General features: G+C 74.9%; 15 protein-coding genes. 5 read left to right on the forward strand and 10 right to left on the reverse strand.

What is annotated here, in order from left to right; translation table 11 throughout:
- Positions 1-5: 5 nt before the first annotated feature.
- The 4 genes from VFZ92_RS24605 to VFZ92_RS24620 form a co-directional block, all read right to left on the reverse strand.
- Positions 6-503: an ATP-binding protein gene (locus tag VFZ92_RS24605; RefSeq protein WP_330878386.1), complete on the reverse strand. Its 498-nt coding sequence runs from the start codon at positions 501-503 to the stop codon at positions 6-8.
- Positions 504-649: 146 nt separating this feature from the next.
- Positions 650-1,651 carry a serine hydrolase domain-containing protein gene (locus VFZ92_RS24610; RefSeq protein ID WP_330878387.1) on the reverse strand — a complete coding sequence of 334 codons (1,002 nt, stop codon included), beginning with the start codon at positions 1,649-1,651 and terminating at the stop codon, positions 650-652.
- A gap of 97 nt (positions 1,652-1,748) precedes the next feature.
- On the reverse strand, positions 1,749-2,084 hold the full coding sequence (locus VFZ92_RS24615) for a hypothetical protein (RefSeq protein WP_330878388.1): 336 nt from the start codon (positions 2,082-2,084) through the stop codon (positions 1,749-1,751).
- 389 nt (positions 2,085-2,473) lie between these two features.
- A complete protein-coding gene (locus VFZ92_RS24620; protein ID WP_330878389.1) occupies positions 2,474-3,622 on the reverse strand; it encodes an AI-2E family transporter in 1,149 nt (382 codons plus the stop codon).
- 512 nt (positions 3,623-4,134) lie between these two features.
- Here VFZ92_RS24620 and VFZ92_RS24625 point away from each other — a divergent pair.
- A complete protein-coding gene (locus tag VFZ92_RS24625) occupies positions 4,135-4,578 on the forward strand; it encodes an SRPBCC family protein (RefSeq protein ID WP_330878390.1) in 444 nt (147 codons plus the stop codon).
- Here the strand turns inward: VFZ92_RS24625 and VFZ92_RS24630 are convergent.
- Positions 4,569-6,155 (reverse strand): NAD(P)/FAD-dependent oxidoreductase, encoded by a 1,587-nt coding sequence (locus tag VFZ92_RS24630; RefSeq protein WP_330878391.1) that lies wholly within the window; start codon positions 6,153-6,155, stop codon positions 4,569-4,571. The genes VFZ92_RS24625 and VFZ92_RS24630 overlap by 10 nt on opposite strands.
- Positions 6,152-7,207, reverse strand: a complete 1,056-nt coding sequence (locus tag VFZ92_RS24635) for an NAD-dependent epimerase/dehydratase family protein (RefSeq protein WP_330878392.1) — start codon at positions 7,205-7,207, stop codon at positions 6,152-6,154. Before VFZ92_RS24635 ends, VFZ92_RS24630 begins: the two co-directional genes overlap by 4 nt.
- Before the next feature lie 189 nt (positions 7,208-7,396).
- On the opposite strand from VFZ92_RS24635, the gene VFZ92_RS24640 reads away from it, so the two are divergent.
- The 3 genes from VFZ92_RS24640 to VFZ92_RS24650 all read left to right on the forward strand — a co-directional run bounded on the left by VFZ92_RS24640 (position 7,397) and on the right by VFZ92_RS24650 (position 10,095).
- Complete coding sequence (locus VFZ92_RS24640) at positions 7,397-8,179, forward strand: alpha/beta fold hydrolase (RefSeq protein ID WP_330878393.1); 783 nt, start codon at positions 7,397-7,399, stop codon at positions 8,177-8,179.
- A gap of 112 nt (positions 8,180-8,291) precedes the next feature.
- Positions 8,292-8,642 (forward strand): STAS domain-containing protein, encoded by a 351-nt coding sequence (locus VFZ92_RS24645; RefSeq protein WP_330878394.1) that lies wholly within the window; start codon positions 8,292-8,294, stop codon positions 8,640-8,642.
- A gap of 289 nt (positions 8,643-8,931) precedes the next feature.
- Positions 8,932-10,095, forward strand: coding sequence for a glycosyltransferase (locus tag VFZ92_RS24650; RefSeq protein ID WP_330878395.1), 1,164 nt, complete (start codon positions 8,932-8,934; stop codon positions 10,093-10,095).
- Between the two features lie 5 nt (positions 10,096-10,100).
- Here the strand turns inward: VFZ92_RS24650 and VFZ92_RS24655 are convergent, their stop codons facing one another.
- The 4 genes from VFZ92_RS24655 to VFZ92_RS24670 form a co-directional block, all read right to left on the reverse strand.
- Entirely contained in the window at positions 10,101-10,493 is a 393-nt protein-coding gene (locus tag VFZ92_RS24655; protein ID WP_330878396.1) for an STAS domain-containing protein, read from the reverse strand.
- 293 nt (positions 10,494-10,786) lie between these two features.
- A complete protein-coding gene (locus VFZ92_RS24660) occupies positions 10,787-11,104 on the reverse strand; it encodes an STAS domain-containing protein (protein ID WP_330878397.1) in 318 nt (105 codons plus the stop codon).
- On the reverse strand, positions 11,101-12,147 hold the full coding sequence (locus VFZ92_RS24665) for a cobalamin B12-binding domain-containing protein (RefSeq protein ID WP_330878398.1): 1,047 nt from the start codon (positions 12,145-12,147) through the stop codon (positions 11,101-11,103). The genes VFZ92_RS24660 and VFZ92_RS24665 overlap by 4 nt, the downstream gene beginning before the upstream one ends.
- A 5-nt stretch (positions 12,148-12,152) precedes the next feature.
- The gene (locus tag VFZ92_RS24670) at positions 12,153-13,460 is read right to left on the reverse strand and encodes a GAF domain-containing SpoIIE family protein phosphatase (protein ID WP_330878399.1); all 1,308 of its coding nucleotides are present in this window, start codon (positions 13,458-13,460) and stop codon (positions 12,153-12,155) included.
- A 153-nt stretch (positions 13,461-13,613) separates the two neighbouring features.
- Here VFZ92_RS24670 and VFZ92_RS24675 point away from each other — a divergent pair.
- Positions 13,614-15,988: SpoIIE family protein phosphatase (locus tag VFZ92_RS24675; protein WP_330878400.1), on the forward strand; the 2,375-nt coding region annotated here is incomplete at its 3' end.

Genomic DNA, 15,988 nt, shown 5'->3' on the forward strand with positions numbered 1-15,988 from the left:
CCCCGTTAGGGGCGTTCGGCCAGTTCCGCCCACACCGTCTTGCCGCCGCCGACACCGGGCAGCACGCCCCAGGCACGGCTGAGCTTGTGGACGATCAGGATGCCCCTCCCGTTCGCACGGGTGGGGGACGGCGCGCGCAGGACCGGGCGGAAGGAGGTCCCGTCGGTGACGTCGACCCGCACGGCACCCGCCCGGCGCGAGATCCGCAGGCGTCGCGGGAACTTGGCGTGCTGCACCGCGTTGGTGACCAGCTCCACCGCCACCAGCACGACGTCCTCCAGGACGGCCGAGGTCAGCACCGCTCCCAGGTGGCCGCGGATCCCCACGCGCACCGCGGCCAGGTCGACCCGGTCCTCCAGCGGGCACTCCCACGGCACCAGGCCCAGGGTCAGCGCCCTCTCCACCTCGGCGTGCAGCTGGGCGGTCGCGTCGGCGACCGACCCGGTCACCAGCGGTGAGCCGTCGAGGTCGAAGCTTCTGTCGGTGCCGTGCCGGTGGTTCATCGGACAACTCCTTCGGTGCAGGGCGGTGCAACGCGTCCACTGGTGGACGGAGCCACGTCGGGCTGCGCCAGGAGTACCCCGCTCGACGCCGTCGCACACGGCAACGCGCGGGTGATCCGAGGTTCGGACCACCCGCGCGGGCGGGCTCAGCAGTGGACGGACGCGAACAGCCCGATCAGGTCCTCACCCGGCACCCCCTCGCCCACCGGGTTGTACGACAGCGCGGCCACGCGGCCGTCGTCACCGCGGGTGGCGTAGGTGAGGTAGCCGATCAGCTCGCCGCCGTGCCCCCACACCGAACGCCCGCACGGCAGGTCGAAGCGCTGCAACCCCAGCCCGTAGGCGAAGACCGTGCCGGTGTCGACGGTCTCCCGCATGGCGGCCAGCGAGGCCGCCGAGAGCAGCCTGCCGCCGAGCAGGGCGTCGAGGAACCGGGTGAGGTCGTCGGCGGTGGAGATCATCTCCCCGGCCGCCCAGTCCAGCGACGGGTTCATCAGCGTCGCGTCGACCAGCCGCCCGTCCACGGTCGTGTAGCCGCGGGCGTGCGGGTGCGGCAGCCCCGGCCGGTGACCGGGCACGGTGGTGTGGTCCAGGCCCAGCGGCCGGAGCACGCGCGTCCGCACCTCGTCGCCGTAGGGCCGCCCGGTCACCCGTTCGACCAGCATCCCGGCGACGACGTAGTTGGTGTTCGAGTAGTGCCACCCCTCCCCCGGCTCGAAGTACGGCTCCCGCGCCGCGGCCACCGCCAGCAGTTCCTCGGGCCGGTAGCCGCGGAACCGCTCGGCGCCCCGCCACCGGTTGGTCGACCAGCCCTGCTCGTGGGCGTAGTCGTAGAGCCCGCTGGTGTGGTTGAGCACCTGCCGGACCGTCGTCCGGGCGCCGTTCGGCACCCCGTCCACGTACCGGTCGACGGGGTCGTCCAGTCCGACGCGACCCTCGTCCACGAGTTGCAGGACGACGGTCGCGACGAACGTCTTGGTCACGCTGCCGATGCGGAAGTGCCCACCGACCCGCGCCTCGCCCGAGGCGTCCGCCCGGACGCCACCCGAGTCCTCGACGGTGAGCAGCGCACCGGACACCCACCCCCGGTCGACCCACTCGCCCAGCACGGGGAACGCCCCGGACAGGGCCAGAACCGCTGCCACCACACTTTTGATCATCACGCGACCCATGCTGGCGCGGGCCGCGCGGCGCCACCATGAGGTGCGCCGCCCGATCGCACTGCGGAAAACCCCAGCCCCACCGCTACGCGCGGCCCCCGTCCCTGGTCGCGGTGATCAGGACGACCGGCGCGAGGGCGGGGAGCGGCGCGCCGTGGGCGTCCACGACCTCGGCGGAGCCGAACCGGGCGCGCACGGCGTCGAGCGCGTCCGCACCGGTCCAGCGCGCCACCGCCCGGCAGAGCGCCCCAGCGCCCCGGCCACGGGCGACCAGGCGCACGTCAGGGGCGAAGAGCCGCCCACCCGGCCGCAGGGCGCGGTGCGCGGTGTCGACGACGGCCGGGACGTCCTGGGTGGCGCTGATCGAGAACGAGGCGAGCAGGCCTCCGGCTCCGGGTCGACCGCGGTCGCGTCGGCGCACCGGACCTCCACGTTGTCCCGCTCGCGGGCGCGCGGAGAGGCCTTGGCGACCATCTTCGGGCTGTGGTCCGCCCCCAGCACGTGCGCCGTCTGCCGCCCGGACAGCACCCCTCGCCGAGGCCCACCGCTCCGATGCGCGTGGGCAGCACGACCGAGCAGGTCGGACGGCGCGTCGCGGAGGCGTTCGCCGCGCTGCCCGACCCGGACGACCCGCTCCAGCGGGTGCGCGCGCCGCTCGTGCAGACCCTGCCGGTGGACGACGCCGAGCGGGAGGCGAGCGGGCTCCTGGCGCTGACCGACGGCCTCACCGCGCACACCCTCGCGGGCCACCACGACCCCGCCGGGGCCCTGGCGGTGCTCGACGACGCGCTCGACCGCCTCGCGCAGCGGCTACCGGTCGTTCTCCGGGACGTCCATGCCCGGCAGGTGGGGCTCGTCGGCCCCGGCGGTCTCCACCGCGCTGCCCCGGTCGATGACCTCGCTCAGGTAGCGCAGGACGACGGCGACGGTCGCGGCGACCGGCACGGCCAGGAACGCGCCCGCGATGCCGTACAGGCTGCTGCCCGCGGTCACGGCCAGCAGCACGACGGCGGCGTGCAGGCGGAGGCTGCGGGACTGGAGGATCGGTTGCAGGACGTTGCCCTCAAGCTGCTGCACCACCACGACGATCACCAGCAGGATCACCGCGGCCGTGACGCCGTTGCTGACGAGCGCGACCAGGACGGCCAGCGCGCCCGCGATGAACGCGCCGACGATCGGGACGAAGCCGCCCAGGAACGTCAGCGCCGCCAGGGGGATGGCCAGCGGCACGCCGAGGACGACCATCCCGATGCCGATGAGGACGGCGTCGACGAAGCTCACGATCGCCTGGGTGCGGATGAAGTCGCCCAGCGTGGTCCAGACGCGGTCCAGCACGACGGTCAGGTGACCGCCCGCGCGGTCGCCCACCACGCCGCGCAGCCACGGCAGGAACCTCGGGCCGTCCTTGACGAACAGGAACGCCAGCAGGAGCGCGAGGATGCCGGTGACGACGCCGGACGTGACGGTCCCGACGCCGGTGATCAGGCCGTTCGCGATCGAGCCGACGCTGGCCTGCAACTGGTCGGTGCCCTGTTGCAGGAGCTGGTCGAGCTTGCTGTCGGCGAGGTTGAACGGGGGGCCCGCCAGCCAGTCGCGCGCCTGCTGGATGGCGTCGGACGCGCTGCTCGCGATGTCCGGGACGCCGGAGGCGATCGAGACGGAGATCAGCGTCAGGACACCGCCGAGGACGGCCAGTCCGACGAGCAGCACGATCGACGCGGCCAGCGCCGGGGGCGTGCCGCGCGAGCGCAGCCACCTGGCGGGCGGCCAGAGGACGGTGGTGATGAGCAGGCCCAGCAGGACCGGCATGACCACGACCCAGATCCTGCCGATGAGCAGCCACAGCAGGACGACGCCGACCGCGATCAGCGCCAGCCTCGTGCTCCAGCGCGCCGACCACATCAGTCCGTGCCCGATGGCCTCGCCGCGGTCGGTCCAGCGACGGTCTCCTGCGCCCACGTTGCTCGCCCCTCGCCCGGCGACGCGCGCACGCCGCTCGGGTGCAGCCTGCCAGAACCGGTGCGGGCGGGTGACCCGAGCGGGCCTGTCGCCCGAACACCGGGTGCGCGGCTCGACGATCGGCTCAGGGCGACGGAGGCGGTCGCCGACGCCCCACGCGCCGAGCACCCGCCGTTGGTCGGGACGGCCCTGCCCGCGCCGGAGGCGGTGCTGGTGCACGCCGACGGGGCCGAACGGGCGGAGCGCGCCGGTCGGCGGCGTCGGCCGGGCGTCGGAGCGGGGCCGCGCGGCCGGCGACCGGTCCCGGCACGAGGGGCACCGGGGAGAGCGCGGACGACGGCACGACGAGCGCGGGCCCGCCGTCGGGCGCGGGAGCCCGAGTCGGGCGGCGACCGCTCCGCACGGCTCGGCGTCGAAGTCCCGGCCAGCTCCTCCGGCACGATCTCGGCGGGGTCGAGGACGACCCGTCGGGCGTCGAGGATTCCGAACCGCCCCACCGGGTAACCACGGGTATGACCAAGGTGGACCTCGACATCCCGCGACCGCCCGACCAGGTGTTCGCCGCTCTCGCCGACGGCTGGTCCTATGCGGGCTGGGTGGTCGGCGCCACGCACATCCGCGACGTGGACCACGGCTGGCCGGAGGTCGGCACGCGCATCCACCACAGCGTGGGCGCGTGGCCGTTCCAGCTGGAGGACCAGACCGTCGTGCGGTCCGTCGAGCCGGGCCGGTCGCTGGAGCTGCACGCCAAGGCGTGGCCGATGGGCACCGCGCTGATCCGGTTCGACCTGGTGCCCTCGGCGAGCGGCGGCACGCGGGTCACCATGACGGAGAAGGCCGCGACCGGCCCCGGCTCGCTGCTGCCGGAGGCGGTGCAGACCGTCCTCCTCGCCCCTCGCAACCGGGAGACCCTCAAGCGCCTGGCCGACCTGGTCGTGCGCGGCGATCAGCGGTAGACCGCGCGCAGGGCCGCTCCCACCACCGCCCGGTACGCGCCGCCCCCGTGGCCGTGCCGGGCGAGCGCCGCGCGGGCCGCGTTCGCACCGCACGCGCCGTGCACGCCGCCACCGGGGTGGGCGGACGCGCTGGCCAGGTAGAGCCGGTCGACCGGGGTGTCCGCTCGGGACAGTCCCGGTGTCGGCCGGAACACCAGCTGCTGGTGGAGGCCCGCCGTGCCCGCGTTGATCGCGCCGCCGTCCACGTTGCGGTCACGCGCCTCCAGCTCGCCGGGACCGCTCACCGACCGGGAGATCACCAGGTCGCGGAACCCCGGCGCGTGCTTCTCCAGCACCTGCTCCACGCGGTCCGCGCGCCGCCGCAGCCGGTCGGCCGACCACGGTTCGCCGCGCGGCACGTGGGTGTAGGCCCACAGCGACTCGGTGCCCGCGGGCGACCGGGTCGGGTCGGTGGTGGTCATCTGGCCGAGCAGCAGGAACGGGTTGCGCGGCAGCCTGCCGCACGCGAGGTCGTTGGCGAAGTCGGCGAGGCCGTCCAGGTCGGCGCCGAGGTGGACCGTCCCCGCGCGCCTGGCGTCCTCGGAGAGCCACGGGACGGGGCCGGACAGCGCCCAGTCGACCTTGATCGTGGCGTCGTCCCACTCGAACCGGTCCAGGTCGGCCAGCAGCCGCGCGGGGAGGTGGTCGGGGCCGACCAGGCCCAGGTAGAGGGCGGGAGCGGACACGTCGGCGAGCACCGCGCGCCGGGCCCGCACCGCTTCGCCGTCCGCGGTGCGCACGCCGAGCGCCTTCCCGTCCGCCACGACGACCTGCCGCACGGGCCTGCCGCACTCCACCCGCCCGCCGCGGGATTCGAGCCTGCGCACGAGCGCGGCGGACAGCTCGCCCGCACCCCCCTGGGGCACGGGGAAGCCGACGTCCTGGCCGAGCATCGCGAGCAGCCAGCCGAACACCGCGCCCCCGGCCTGGTCCGGACCGAGGTCGGTGTGCAGCGCGTTGCCCGCGAGCAGGAGCTTCGCGCCGTCGCCGTGGAACCGCTCGTCGCCGAACGCGCGCACGGGCTGGGCCGCCATCCGCGCGAACCGCAGCGCGTCGGACGCCCCCAGCTCGCGCAGCAGCCGGGTGCCCGAGCGGACCGGCGGGAACGGCCGCAGCAGCGCCCCGAGGAGGTCGTCGCGGACGCGCCGCCACGCCTCGAACTCCGCCAGCCACGCCGAGGCGTCGCGCTCGTCGAACGAGCCGACCGACTCGGCGGTCCGCCGGGGGTCGCGCGACAGCAGCGCGGAGCGGCCGTCGGGGAACACGTGGGCCAGCACCTCGGGTGCGTGCACCCAGGTCAGGCCGTGGTCGGTCAGGCCGAGGCCGTTCAGCACCGGCGAGGCGACCCCGAGCGGGTAGAAGGCGCTGAACAGGTCGTTGCGGAACCCGGCCGCGGTGATCTCCGCCGTCCGGACCGCCCCGCCGGGGGTGTCGGCGGCCTCCAGGACGAGGACGCTCCAGCCCTCGTCGGCCAGCAGGTTCGCCGCCACGAGACCGTTGGGCCCCGCTCCCACGACGACCGCGTCGTAGTCGTTCACCGCGCCTCCCGGCCTTGGCTCTGGTGTGTCGGTTCGAGCGGGCCCAGCCTGCCCGCGCCGCCGCGGAGCGGTGCGCTGGGGGCCGAGCCGTCGTGGGCGAGGGCGGCGACGAACTGCCGCAGCACAGCACGGGTGTCGTGCTCGGGCCGCCATCCCAGCAGCTCAGCGGCTCGGGCGGTGTCGACGACCGGGGCCTGGTCGGCCAGGCGCAGCCAGCCGGGGTGCAGGGGGACGAGCCCGGTGCGCCACGCCGCCCACGTCAGTGCCCGCAGCACCGGGAGCGGCACCGGCAGCAGACCACCGCCGAGGATCCGCGCCAGGTCACGGGCGTCGAGGACGGGCTCGGCGGCCAGGTTGAACGCCCCGGCCAGGCCGCGGTCCAGCAGGGCGGTGATCGCCGCCGCGACGTCGTCGGCGTGCACGGCCTGCGCCCGCAGGCCGTGCCAGAGCGGGACGGGCAGCAGGCGCCGTCCGAGCAGGCGGGCGGGGAGCAGCGGGCCGAGCGTCCACCGCCGCAACTGCGCCGCCGAGGCGGGCTGGAGCACGCCGCACGGTCGGATCCTGGCGACGGCGATCGTCGGGTGCTCCGCCGTGAACGCGTCGAGCACCGACTCCAGGGCGGCCTTCTGCGCGCTGTAGGCGCTGCCCGGCACGCCCGTCACCGGCCAGGCCTCGCCGACCCGGCGGGTGCGCGGGCCCGGCGCGTACGCGGCGACCGACGACGCGCACACGACCTGCGGCACGCCCGCGTCGGCGACCGCGCGCAGCACCCGTGCGGTGCCGTCGAGGTTGGTGTCGCGCATCGGCCGGTCGTGGCGGTCGGGCTGCACCGCCCACGCGAGGTGCACCACGGCCCGAGCCCCGGCGAACACCTCGCGCAGCAGCGCGTCGGCGGTCGGGGCGGCCAGGTCGCAGCGCACCCAGCGGGCCCGCGCGTACGGCGGCGCGGTCTCGTCCGGCACCCGGCGCGCCACGCCGACCACGTCACCGCCGAGCCGCTCCAGCAGGGCCGTGCCGATGCTCCCGCTCGCCCCCGTCACCACCACGGTCATGCGCGCCGCCGAGCGGGGCGGTCGTGGGGAGCGGCGATCGTCACGGGCTGGCCTCCGGGGTAGGCGGAGTCCGGGGGTTACCCGGTCGGACGGCGTTGACACGTGCACCACGCCCTCGGGACGAACAGGTGTCGCGATTCCACGCGCGGGGTAGTCACCTCGGACACCGAACGACGAACGGAGCACCCGATGCGGATCGCACAACTGGTCGGCGAGCGGGCGGTCGAGACGATCAGGGTGGCGACCCGCGAACACGTCCTCGCCGCCGTGCTGGGCATCCCGCGCCTGCTGCGCCACCGGGCGTGGACCGACGTCGACCCGGAGCAGGGGCAGGGGCTCGGGGTGCTGCTCGTGCCGGGTTTCGGCGCGCACGACCGGTCGCTGGCCCTGACGAGCGCGTGGCTGACGGCGCGCGGGTACCGGCCCGCGGGCGCCCGCCTCGGGTTCACCGTCGGGTGCACCACGGACCTGGTCGACCGGGTGGAGCGGGCGCTGGAACGGCACGTCGCCGCGACCGGTGGACCCGTGGTGCTGCTGGGCCAGAGCCGGGGCGGCATGGTCGCGCGCTTGGCCGCCGTCCGCAGGCCCGACCTGGTGCGCGGCCTGGTGATGCTGGGCAGCCCGGTCGTGGAGCCGCTCGACGCGCAGCGGGACGTCGTCGCCATCGCCCGGCTGCTCACGCGGCTGTCCGCGCTGGGGATCCCCGGCCTGATGGACGGCGACTGCCTGGCGGGCGACTGCTTCAGCGAGAACTTCGCGGCCCTGGGCGCACCGCTGCGGGTGCCCGCCCTGTCGGTCTACTCGCGGTCGGACGGCATCGTGCCGTGGCGGTGCAGCCAGGACCCGCACGCGGACTGCGTGGAGGTGCGGAGCACGCACACCGGCATGGGCTTCGACCCCGACGTCTACACCGCGCTCGACCAGCGGCTGCGGGAGTGGAACCCGGCCCAGCTCCTCGCCGCGGCGTGCTGAGCGCACCGCTCCACAATCGAGAGGGGTTTCCGCCGATCAGCCGCTCTAAACATCTGGCGGACATGATTTTCCCAGGCTGGCCGGAGCGCTCCGAGCAGGTCAGAATTGGTGGATGACGTTCTCCAACGACGCGGCTCGAACGATCTCGGCCGACGGCACGACCGTCCTGCGGGTCGCAGGCGAAATCGACATGTCCAACAGCGACTCGCTGCGCAAGCAGTTCGTGGAAGCCCTGGACGGCGGGGCCAGAAAGCTCGTGCTCGACCTGTCCGAGGTGACGTTCTTCGCGTCGTCGGGCATCGCCGCGCTGGCCCACGCCCGTGAGTACGGCAAGCAGAGCGGGGACAAGCCTGTCCACGTGGTGGCCAGCCGGAGCGTCCGCAGGTCCCTGGAGGCCACGGCGATGGACCGCCTGCTGCCGCTGCACGCGACGCTGGACGAGGCGCTCGCCGCGACGGGCTGACCGGCACGGCCGCCCGCCCCAGCCACCCGCGTCTCCCGCGGCCCACCGGTCCGGGGGCGGCGGTGCTCGCGGGCGCACCGCCCGGACCGCAACCGTGCGGGCGACCTCGCCGGGGCGCGCCATCCGATTCCACTGTGGACGGACAGTCGCCGCGAACCACCTTGTCGGGCCAGTTCCGACCGGATAACGTCCATCACGGGCACGGCGCTCACGAGCGTTCCACCGGCCGGGCAACGGGTGCGGACCCGAACGGCTCGACCGGCCGCGACGAGAGACCGGTGGTGGGCACATGCGGATCGCGATGGTGGCGGCCTCCTGGGAGGTCGACACCGACGAGCGCCGCACCCACATCTCCGAGCTGTCGCAGGGTCTGACGCGCGGCGGCCACCACGTCACCCTCTACACCCGCCGCGATTCGGCGGGCCCGCTCCGGCGGATGCCCCCTCGGCTGGTCCGCGTGCCCGCGGGTCCCGCGGCACGGTTGACCGAGGCGGAACTGCTCCCGCACCTCGACGAGTTCGCGGCCAACCTCGACAAGCACTGGAGCAGGCAGCGCCCGGACGTCGCGCACCTGCACTCGTGGACCTCCGGGTTGGCCGTGCGGGCGCTGGACATCCCCGTGGTGCAGTCGTTCCACGGTCTGCGCGCCACCCGGCAGCGCCCGTCGGCGGGCGTGCGCGGGCTGGTGGAGATCGAACGCCTCGTCGGCCTGGCGGCCGACCACGTCATCGCCACCAACGACGAGGAGCGGACCGCTCTGGCGTTCCTCGGCGTCCCGCGCGAGCGGGTGTCGCTCGCGACGACCGGCGTGGACGTCGACCACTTCACCCCGGACGGCCCCGCCTGGGCGAGGGGCCCCGCGCTCCGGCTGCTCGGCCTCGGCGACGTCGAGCCGCACAGCGGCTTCTACACCACCATCGGCGCGCTCCCCCGCGTCCCGGACGCCGAACTCCTGATCACCGGCAGGATCCGGCACGCCGTGCCGCGCGACGGCCCCGAGGTGGCCAGGCTGCTGAGGCACGCGCGGGAACTCGGCGTCGGCGACCGCGTGCGCTTCACCGGCCCGGTGGGCCGCGCGGAACTGCCCGCGCTGCTGCGCTCGGCGGACGTGGTGGTGCGCGTGCCGTCCCACGACCCCCTCGGCACCCCGGCGCTGAGGGCCATGGCGTGCGGCGTCCCGGTGGTCGCGTCCTCCGTGGGTGCGCTGCGGGACCTCGTGGTGGACCGGACGACCGGCCTGCTGGTGCCCCCGCGAGCGCCGACCGTGCTCGGGCGCGCGCTGCGCGACCTGCTCGCCGACCGGATCCGGCGTGACGTCTACGCCGTCGCGGGAGCGGACCGGGCTCGGGCGGGCTACTCCTGGACCGCGGTCATCGGGCACACCGTGGCCGCCTACCGCAAGGCGATGACCGCCGGGTCGAACCGGCGAGGAGCCAGGACCGACACGAGGTGACCGCGTCAGCCCGCGGAGCGGACGGTCGCCGACGTCTCCAGCGCCCGCAGGGCCGCGGCGGTGTCGGGGTAGACGTCGACGACGGAGTCGACCATCGTCACCCGGAGCGGCCGCAGGACGCAGCTGCGGTCGGAGGCCACCGCGAAGCCGACCCCCGTGCGGGCCGTCCTCTCCAGAGTCTCGACCAGGGTCGCGATGCCGCTGGAGCCGAAGAAGTCGATGTCGGTCAGGTCCAGCACCAGCGCGGACGGCCGGTGCTCCAGCAGCGTTCTGAGGGTTTCCCTGATCGACTCGCACGTCGTCGTGTCGACCTCGCCCGCCACGCAGACGACCGAGATCTCGCCGTGCATCGTGAAGTCGATGGTGATCTGCTCCTCCGGCGACCGGTACTCCCCCACCGCGTGCACTCCTCGACTCGATCGACCAGGCCGGAACCCGCACGGCCGGTGCTGGAGACGCGGAACGGGCCGCACCCCCAAGGTACTCATCCGGCGTTCCCGTGTGCAATCAGTTGGGCCCCGGCGTTCGGGGGACCCGTTGTCCGGCGCGGTGATCAGCGGGCCGCGCACTCCACACCGGCGGGAATCCCCGTCGCGGCGGGGCTGCCGGACCCCCGCCCGGCGGACGGTCGGCACGGGTGAGGCGCGAACGTCACCCGAGCGGCGGGCACCCGAGCGGCGGGCACCCGCGATCAGCGGACCTGGTGCCGCGCGAGCAGGAGGGTGCCGAGGCCCGTCACCTTCAGCACCCGCTCCAGGAACGGCGGGACCGGGTCGAGCACCACGCTCTTCCCGTGCTTGAGCCCGGCCTTGTACGCCGCGACGAAGATGCTCAGCCCGCTGGAGTCGACGAACGTCAGCCCGCTCACGTCGAGCACCACGTCGGTCTCGACCGCCAGGGTGAGCAGCACGGCCTCGAACTCGCCTGCCGTGGTGAGGGCGACCGCCCCCACCGGCGCGACGACCACGTGCTCGTCGTGGCGTTCGACGGTCCAGGACAACTCGTTCACGATGTGTGTTCCCCTTGCAGGACAAGGCCGTCGGCCCAGTAGCGGACCACGAGGTCGTGCGCGGTCGGGAAGTCGAGCAGCGTCGAGGCGAGCGCGTCGCCGAGTTCGCCCGCCAGCCGGGGGTCGGCGCCCCTGGCCGTGAGCAGGCGGTCGATCCACGCCGCCGTCTCCGAGATCGTGCGCGGGTCGCCGGTGAGCAGCGTCGCCGCCACGGAGTGCAGGGCCTGGTGGAGCACCTCGCCGCAGGCCGCGGAGAACAGCTTGCGCTCCAGCGGGGCGTCCGGGGTCGCCGCCGCGGCGGGCGTCCACCGTCCTCTGAGGACTTCCACCAGGCGGTGGTGGTCGAGTTCCATCGCGGACTGCTCGGTCACGCCCTGCCTGGGCAGCGGCTTCGCCCTGGGCACCACGGCGGGCAGCCCGTCCAGCAGCGCCACGGCGCCGTGGGCGTCCGGTGCCCACGCCGTCGCCCCCAGCGCCAGCGCCCTGGTGGAATCCCGGCCGAACGCCGAACCGCCGACCACGACGGGGATGCCCGCCGTGGTGCTCGCCTCGATGAACCGCCGCGTCGTGGGCAGCGCGCCGAGCACCGAGCAGCTCACGGCGGTGGCGTCCGGACCCACGTCGTGCAGGCACTGGCTGAGCCGGGCCGGTGACGTGCTCGCGCCGAGCAGGACGGTGTTCCAGCCGTGCAGGCGCAGCGCGGTGCCGATGATCAGCGCGGGCAGGGCGTGCCACTCCCGTTCGGCGCACGCGACCACGACCCGGCCCCGCGTGATCGGGACGCGCTCGGCGAAGCGCGCGACGACCTCGGTGGCCGAGACCGCGACGGCCGTGGCGGCGTGCTCCTTGGCGATCGACCACTCGCCGCGCTGCCACCGCTCACCGACCGTCCGCTGACCGGCGGCGATGACGTCGACCAGCACCGCGAGCGGGTCCTCGCCGTCGTCGAGCAGGCCGCGCACCACCGAGGCCGCCGCACGGCCGTCGACGGCCGACAACGCCCGGTCGAACTCGACCGAGCCACCGGACAGCGCACCGGTCACGCGGATCACCCCTCGCAGGACACCGCTAGCAGGGCGATGTCGTCGTGGGCGCGACCGTCCAGGTGTTCGACCACGCTCTGCTCCACGGCTTCGCAGAGCGCCACCGGACCCGCGCCCGCGTAGTCCGGCAGCAGACCGAGCAGCTTGTCCATGCCGTAGAAGCCGTCCGCACCCCTGGCCTCGTCCACGCCGTCGGTGAACATCAGCATGGTGTCACCGGCCTCCATGCGGATCCGCGCCTCGGTGTAGTAGACGTCCGGCACCACGCCGGAGGCGATGCCCGCCACCTCGACCTGGTCCACCGAGCCGTCGGCGTGCAGGACGATCGGGGCCGGGTGGCCCGCCACGGCGATGTCGACCTCCGCGTGGCTGCCGTCCGGGGCCGGGCGGAACCGCGCGCACACCACCGTGACGAAGCGGGAGGAGTCGTTCTCGCACAGCACGCTGTTCAGCGCCTTGAGCACCGCGGCCGGCCTGCGGTCGAAGTAGGCGGCCATGCGGATGCCCTGCCGGGCCCTGCCCGTCAGCACGGCCGCTTCGACGCCCTTGCCGCACACGTCGCCGAGCACCAGCAGCCAGTCGTCGGCCGAGCCGTGGACGTCGTAGAAGTCGCCGCCGATGTCCAGGTGCTCGGCCGCGGGCCGGAAGCGGGCGGAGACGCGGGCACCGGGGATGGTGGGCAGGTCCGGTGGACGCAGGCTGGACTGGAGGATCGAGGTGATCCGGCCGCGCTCCTCGTAGAGCCGGGCCGAGTCCAGCGCGATCGAGGCCTGGCTGGCGATCTGGCCCGCGAGCTCGACGTCGTCCTCGGGGAAGCCCCGGCCCGCGCTGCGGATCATGACCAGCGTGCCGATGGTGCTGCCCCGCGCGGTGAGCGCCAGGCTGAGCACGTCGGCGGGCCGGAGGCCGACCGCCTCGTCGCGCAGCCGCGGGTGCGGGATCATCGTGTCCAGGCCCTCGGTGCTGTCCAGCTCCACCGAGACGTGCAGCAGCTCGTCCTGGCCGGAGCGCAGCACGCGCTCCACGCCCGTGCCCTCGATCAGCGCCCGGGGGATGGCCGTGGCGAAGGTGGGGTCGGCGCCGCCGTGCAGGGTGAGGCCGCTGGCCTCGTCGACCAGCACGACCATCGCCCAGTCCGCGACGCGCGGCGTGACGAGGTCGAGCAGCCGCAGCACGGTGCGCCGCAGGTTGAGGGAGCCGGTCAGCGCGGAGGTGACCTCGCCGAGGAGGTCGACGCGCAACCGCGCTTCGGCCAGCAGTTCGTGCTCGGTCGCGGAACCGGTCCGCACCGCGTTCGCCCCACTGGTGGTCATGACGCCCTCCTCCCGTGAGCAGGCAGCGGTCCTGAGCCTACCGAACGATCGAGGGCCGCAACGGCGGCCACGCGGTTCGGCCGCTGCTCGGCGAGGCCCGGGCGGACGTGAAATCATCTTGATCACATCGACCGGAACGGGGTGGAACAGCACGTGACGGGCGTTGACGGGCCGAGAGCGGCTGACGGGGCGGGGCGGGCACTGGTCGCGTTCGTCGGGGATGACGGGCGGTTCACGCGCCTGGACGGCGCAGGCCGGGAGCTGCTCGGTCTGCCCGCCGACGCCGACGTCACCGCGCTGCGGCTCGACACCCTGCTCACGGGGGCGGGCACCGCCGAGCGCGTGCTGGCCGCCGCGGGCCGTGACCGGGTCTGGGCGGGTGACGTCGTGCTCGACACCGCGGGCGGGCCCGTCGAGGTCTTCCTGGTCTGCACCGCGCACGACGGGGCCTTCACCGTCGTCGCACGGCCCTCGGCCGGGACGAGCGCGGCGTTCACCGCCGACCTCGAGGTCCGGTTGCAGGGCCTGGAGGACGCGGAGGCGATCTTGGAGCTGGCGACCCGCGCGCTCGGCACCCACCTGGGCGTGGACCGCTGCGCGTACGCGCGGACCGAGGCCGACGAGGACCACTTCGTCATGAGCGGCGACCACGCCGCGGGCCTGCCCCACCTCGGCGGGCGGTTCGCGATGTCGCAGTTCGGTTCGGGCTGCCTGCGGGCGATGCGGGCGGGCGAGCCGTGGGTGGTGGACGACTGCGCCGCCGACGACCGGCTGGAACCGGAGGACCTGGCGGTCTACCGCGCGACCGGCATCCGCGCCGTGATCTGCCTGCCCCTGCTCAAGTCCGGCCGGTTCGTCGCCGCCATGGCCGTCCACCAGCAGGTCCCCCGCCGGTGGACGCGGGCGGAGGTCGACCTGGTGGGCGTGGTGGTCAACCGCTGCTGGGAGTCGGTCGAGCGCACCCACGCGGCCCTGGCGCTGCGCGAGAGCGAGCAGCGCTACCGGCTGCTGGTCGAACGCGCCACGGACGCCATCTGGATGGTCGACCGGGATCTGCGGTTCGTGGAGGCGAACCGGGCGGCGTGCGCGCTGTTCGGCCACCGGCGCGAGGACCTGGTCGGCACGTCCGTCACCGACCTCGTCGTCGCCGAGCACGAGCACCGGCTGGCCGAACTCGTCGCGGACCGGCAGACCGCGCAGGTCGTGACGGAGGTGTGGGACGTGCGCCGCGCCGACGGGACTGTGCTGTCGGTGGAGCTGAGCGTGCAGAGCACCCCCGGTGGGCTCCAGGCGATCAGCCGCGACGTCACCGCCCGCCTGCGCGCTGAGGCCGAGCGCGACCTGCTGCTGCGGCAGGAGCACGAGATCGCGCAGGCGTTGCAGCGGAGCCTGCTGCCGCGCGAGCTGCCGGAGCTGGCGCGGCTGGCGGCGTCGGCCAGGTACCTGCCCGCGTCCACGCACGCGCAGACCGGCGGCGACTGGTACGAGGTCCTGCCGCTCGGCGCCGACGTCGTCGCGCTGTCGGTGGGCGACGTCGTGGGCAAGGGCCCGACGGCCGCCGCCGTGATGGGGCAGCTCCGCGGCGCGCTCGCGGGGTACCTGCTGGACGGCCACTCCCCCGCCGCCGCGCTGGATCGCCTGGACGCGTTCGCCCGCCGGACAGCGGGCGCGGCGGGCAGCAGCTGCGCCTGCCTGACCTTCGACGTCGGCACGGGTGAGCTGAGCTGGGCCGCGGCGGGCCACCCCCCGCCGCTGGTCGTGGCGGAGGAGGGCTCGCGGTTCCTGCCCGAGGGCCGCGGCGCGGTGCTGGGCGCGCCGTTCCACGAGCCCTACGAGGAGCAGAAGGCGCTCCTGACGCCGGGGACGTCGATCGTGCTCTACACCGACGGGCTCGTGGAACGGCGGGGCGTCTTGGTCGACGAGGGCCTGGACCTGCTGCTGCGCACGGCTTCCGGCGCGCACGACCTGCCGCCGGAGGACCTGGCGGGGGCCATCACCGACGTGCTGCTGGCCGACGGCCACCACGACGACGTGGCGCTGGTCGTCGTCCGCCACGTCCCGGAACCGCTGCGGGAGCGCGTGCCCGCCGAACCGGCCGAGCTGGGGGCGATGCGCCGCCGGGTGAGCCGGTGGGCGGGCGCGGCCGGGCTGTCGGCCGACCTGCTCGACGACCTCCAGCTCGCGCTGGGCGAGGCCGCGGCGAACGCCGTGGACCACGCCTACCCGCGGGGATCGGGGGACTTCGACTACGAGGTGGCCCGCGAGGGCGGCGGCGGTGTGCACGTCGTCGTCCGCGACCGGGGCACGTGGCGCCCCGAGCCCACCGACAACGGCCACCGCGGCCGGGGGATGCGGATCATCCGGGCGCTGTCCGAGACGGCGTCGTTCGAGCACGGCACGGGCGGCACCACGGTCGACTTCGCGCTCGCGGCCCCGACGGCCACGACCAAGCAGGCACCCGCCGCCCCCGTGGACGTGCCTGCCGGGCTGGCGGTGGACGAGAGCGGTGGTGAGGTCCAGGTCCTCCG

Origin of the sequence: Umezawaea sp. (genome assembly GCF_036375055.1) — a bacterium.
GTDB lineage: Bacteria > Actinomycetota > Actinomycetes > Mycobacteriales > Pseudonocardiaceae > Umezawaea.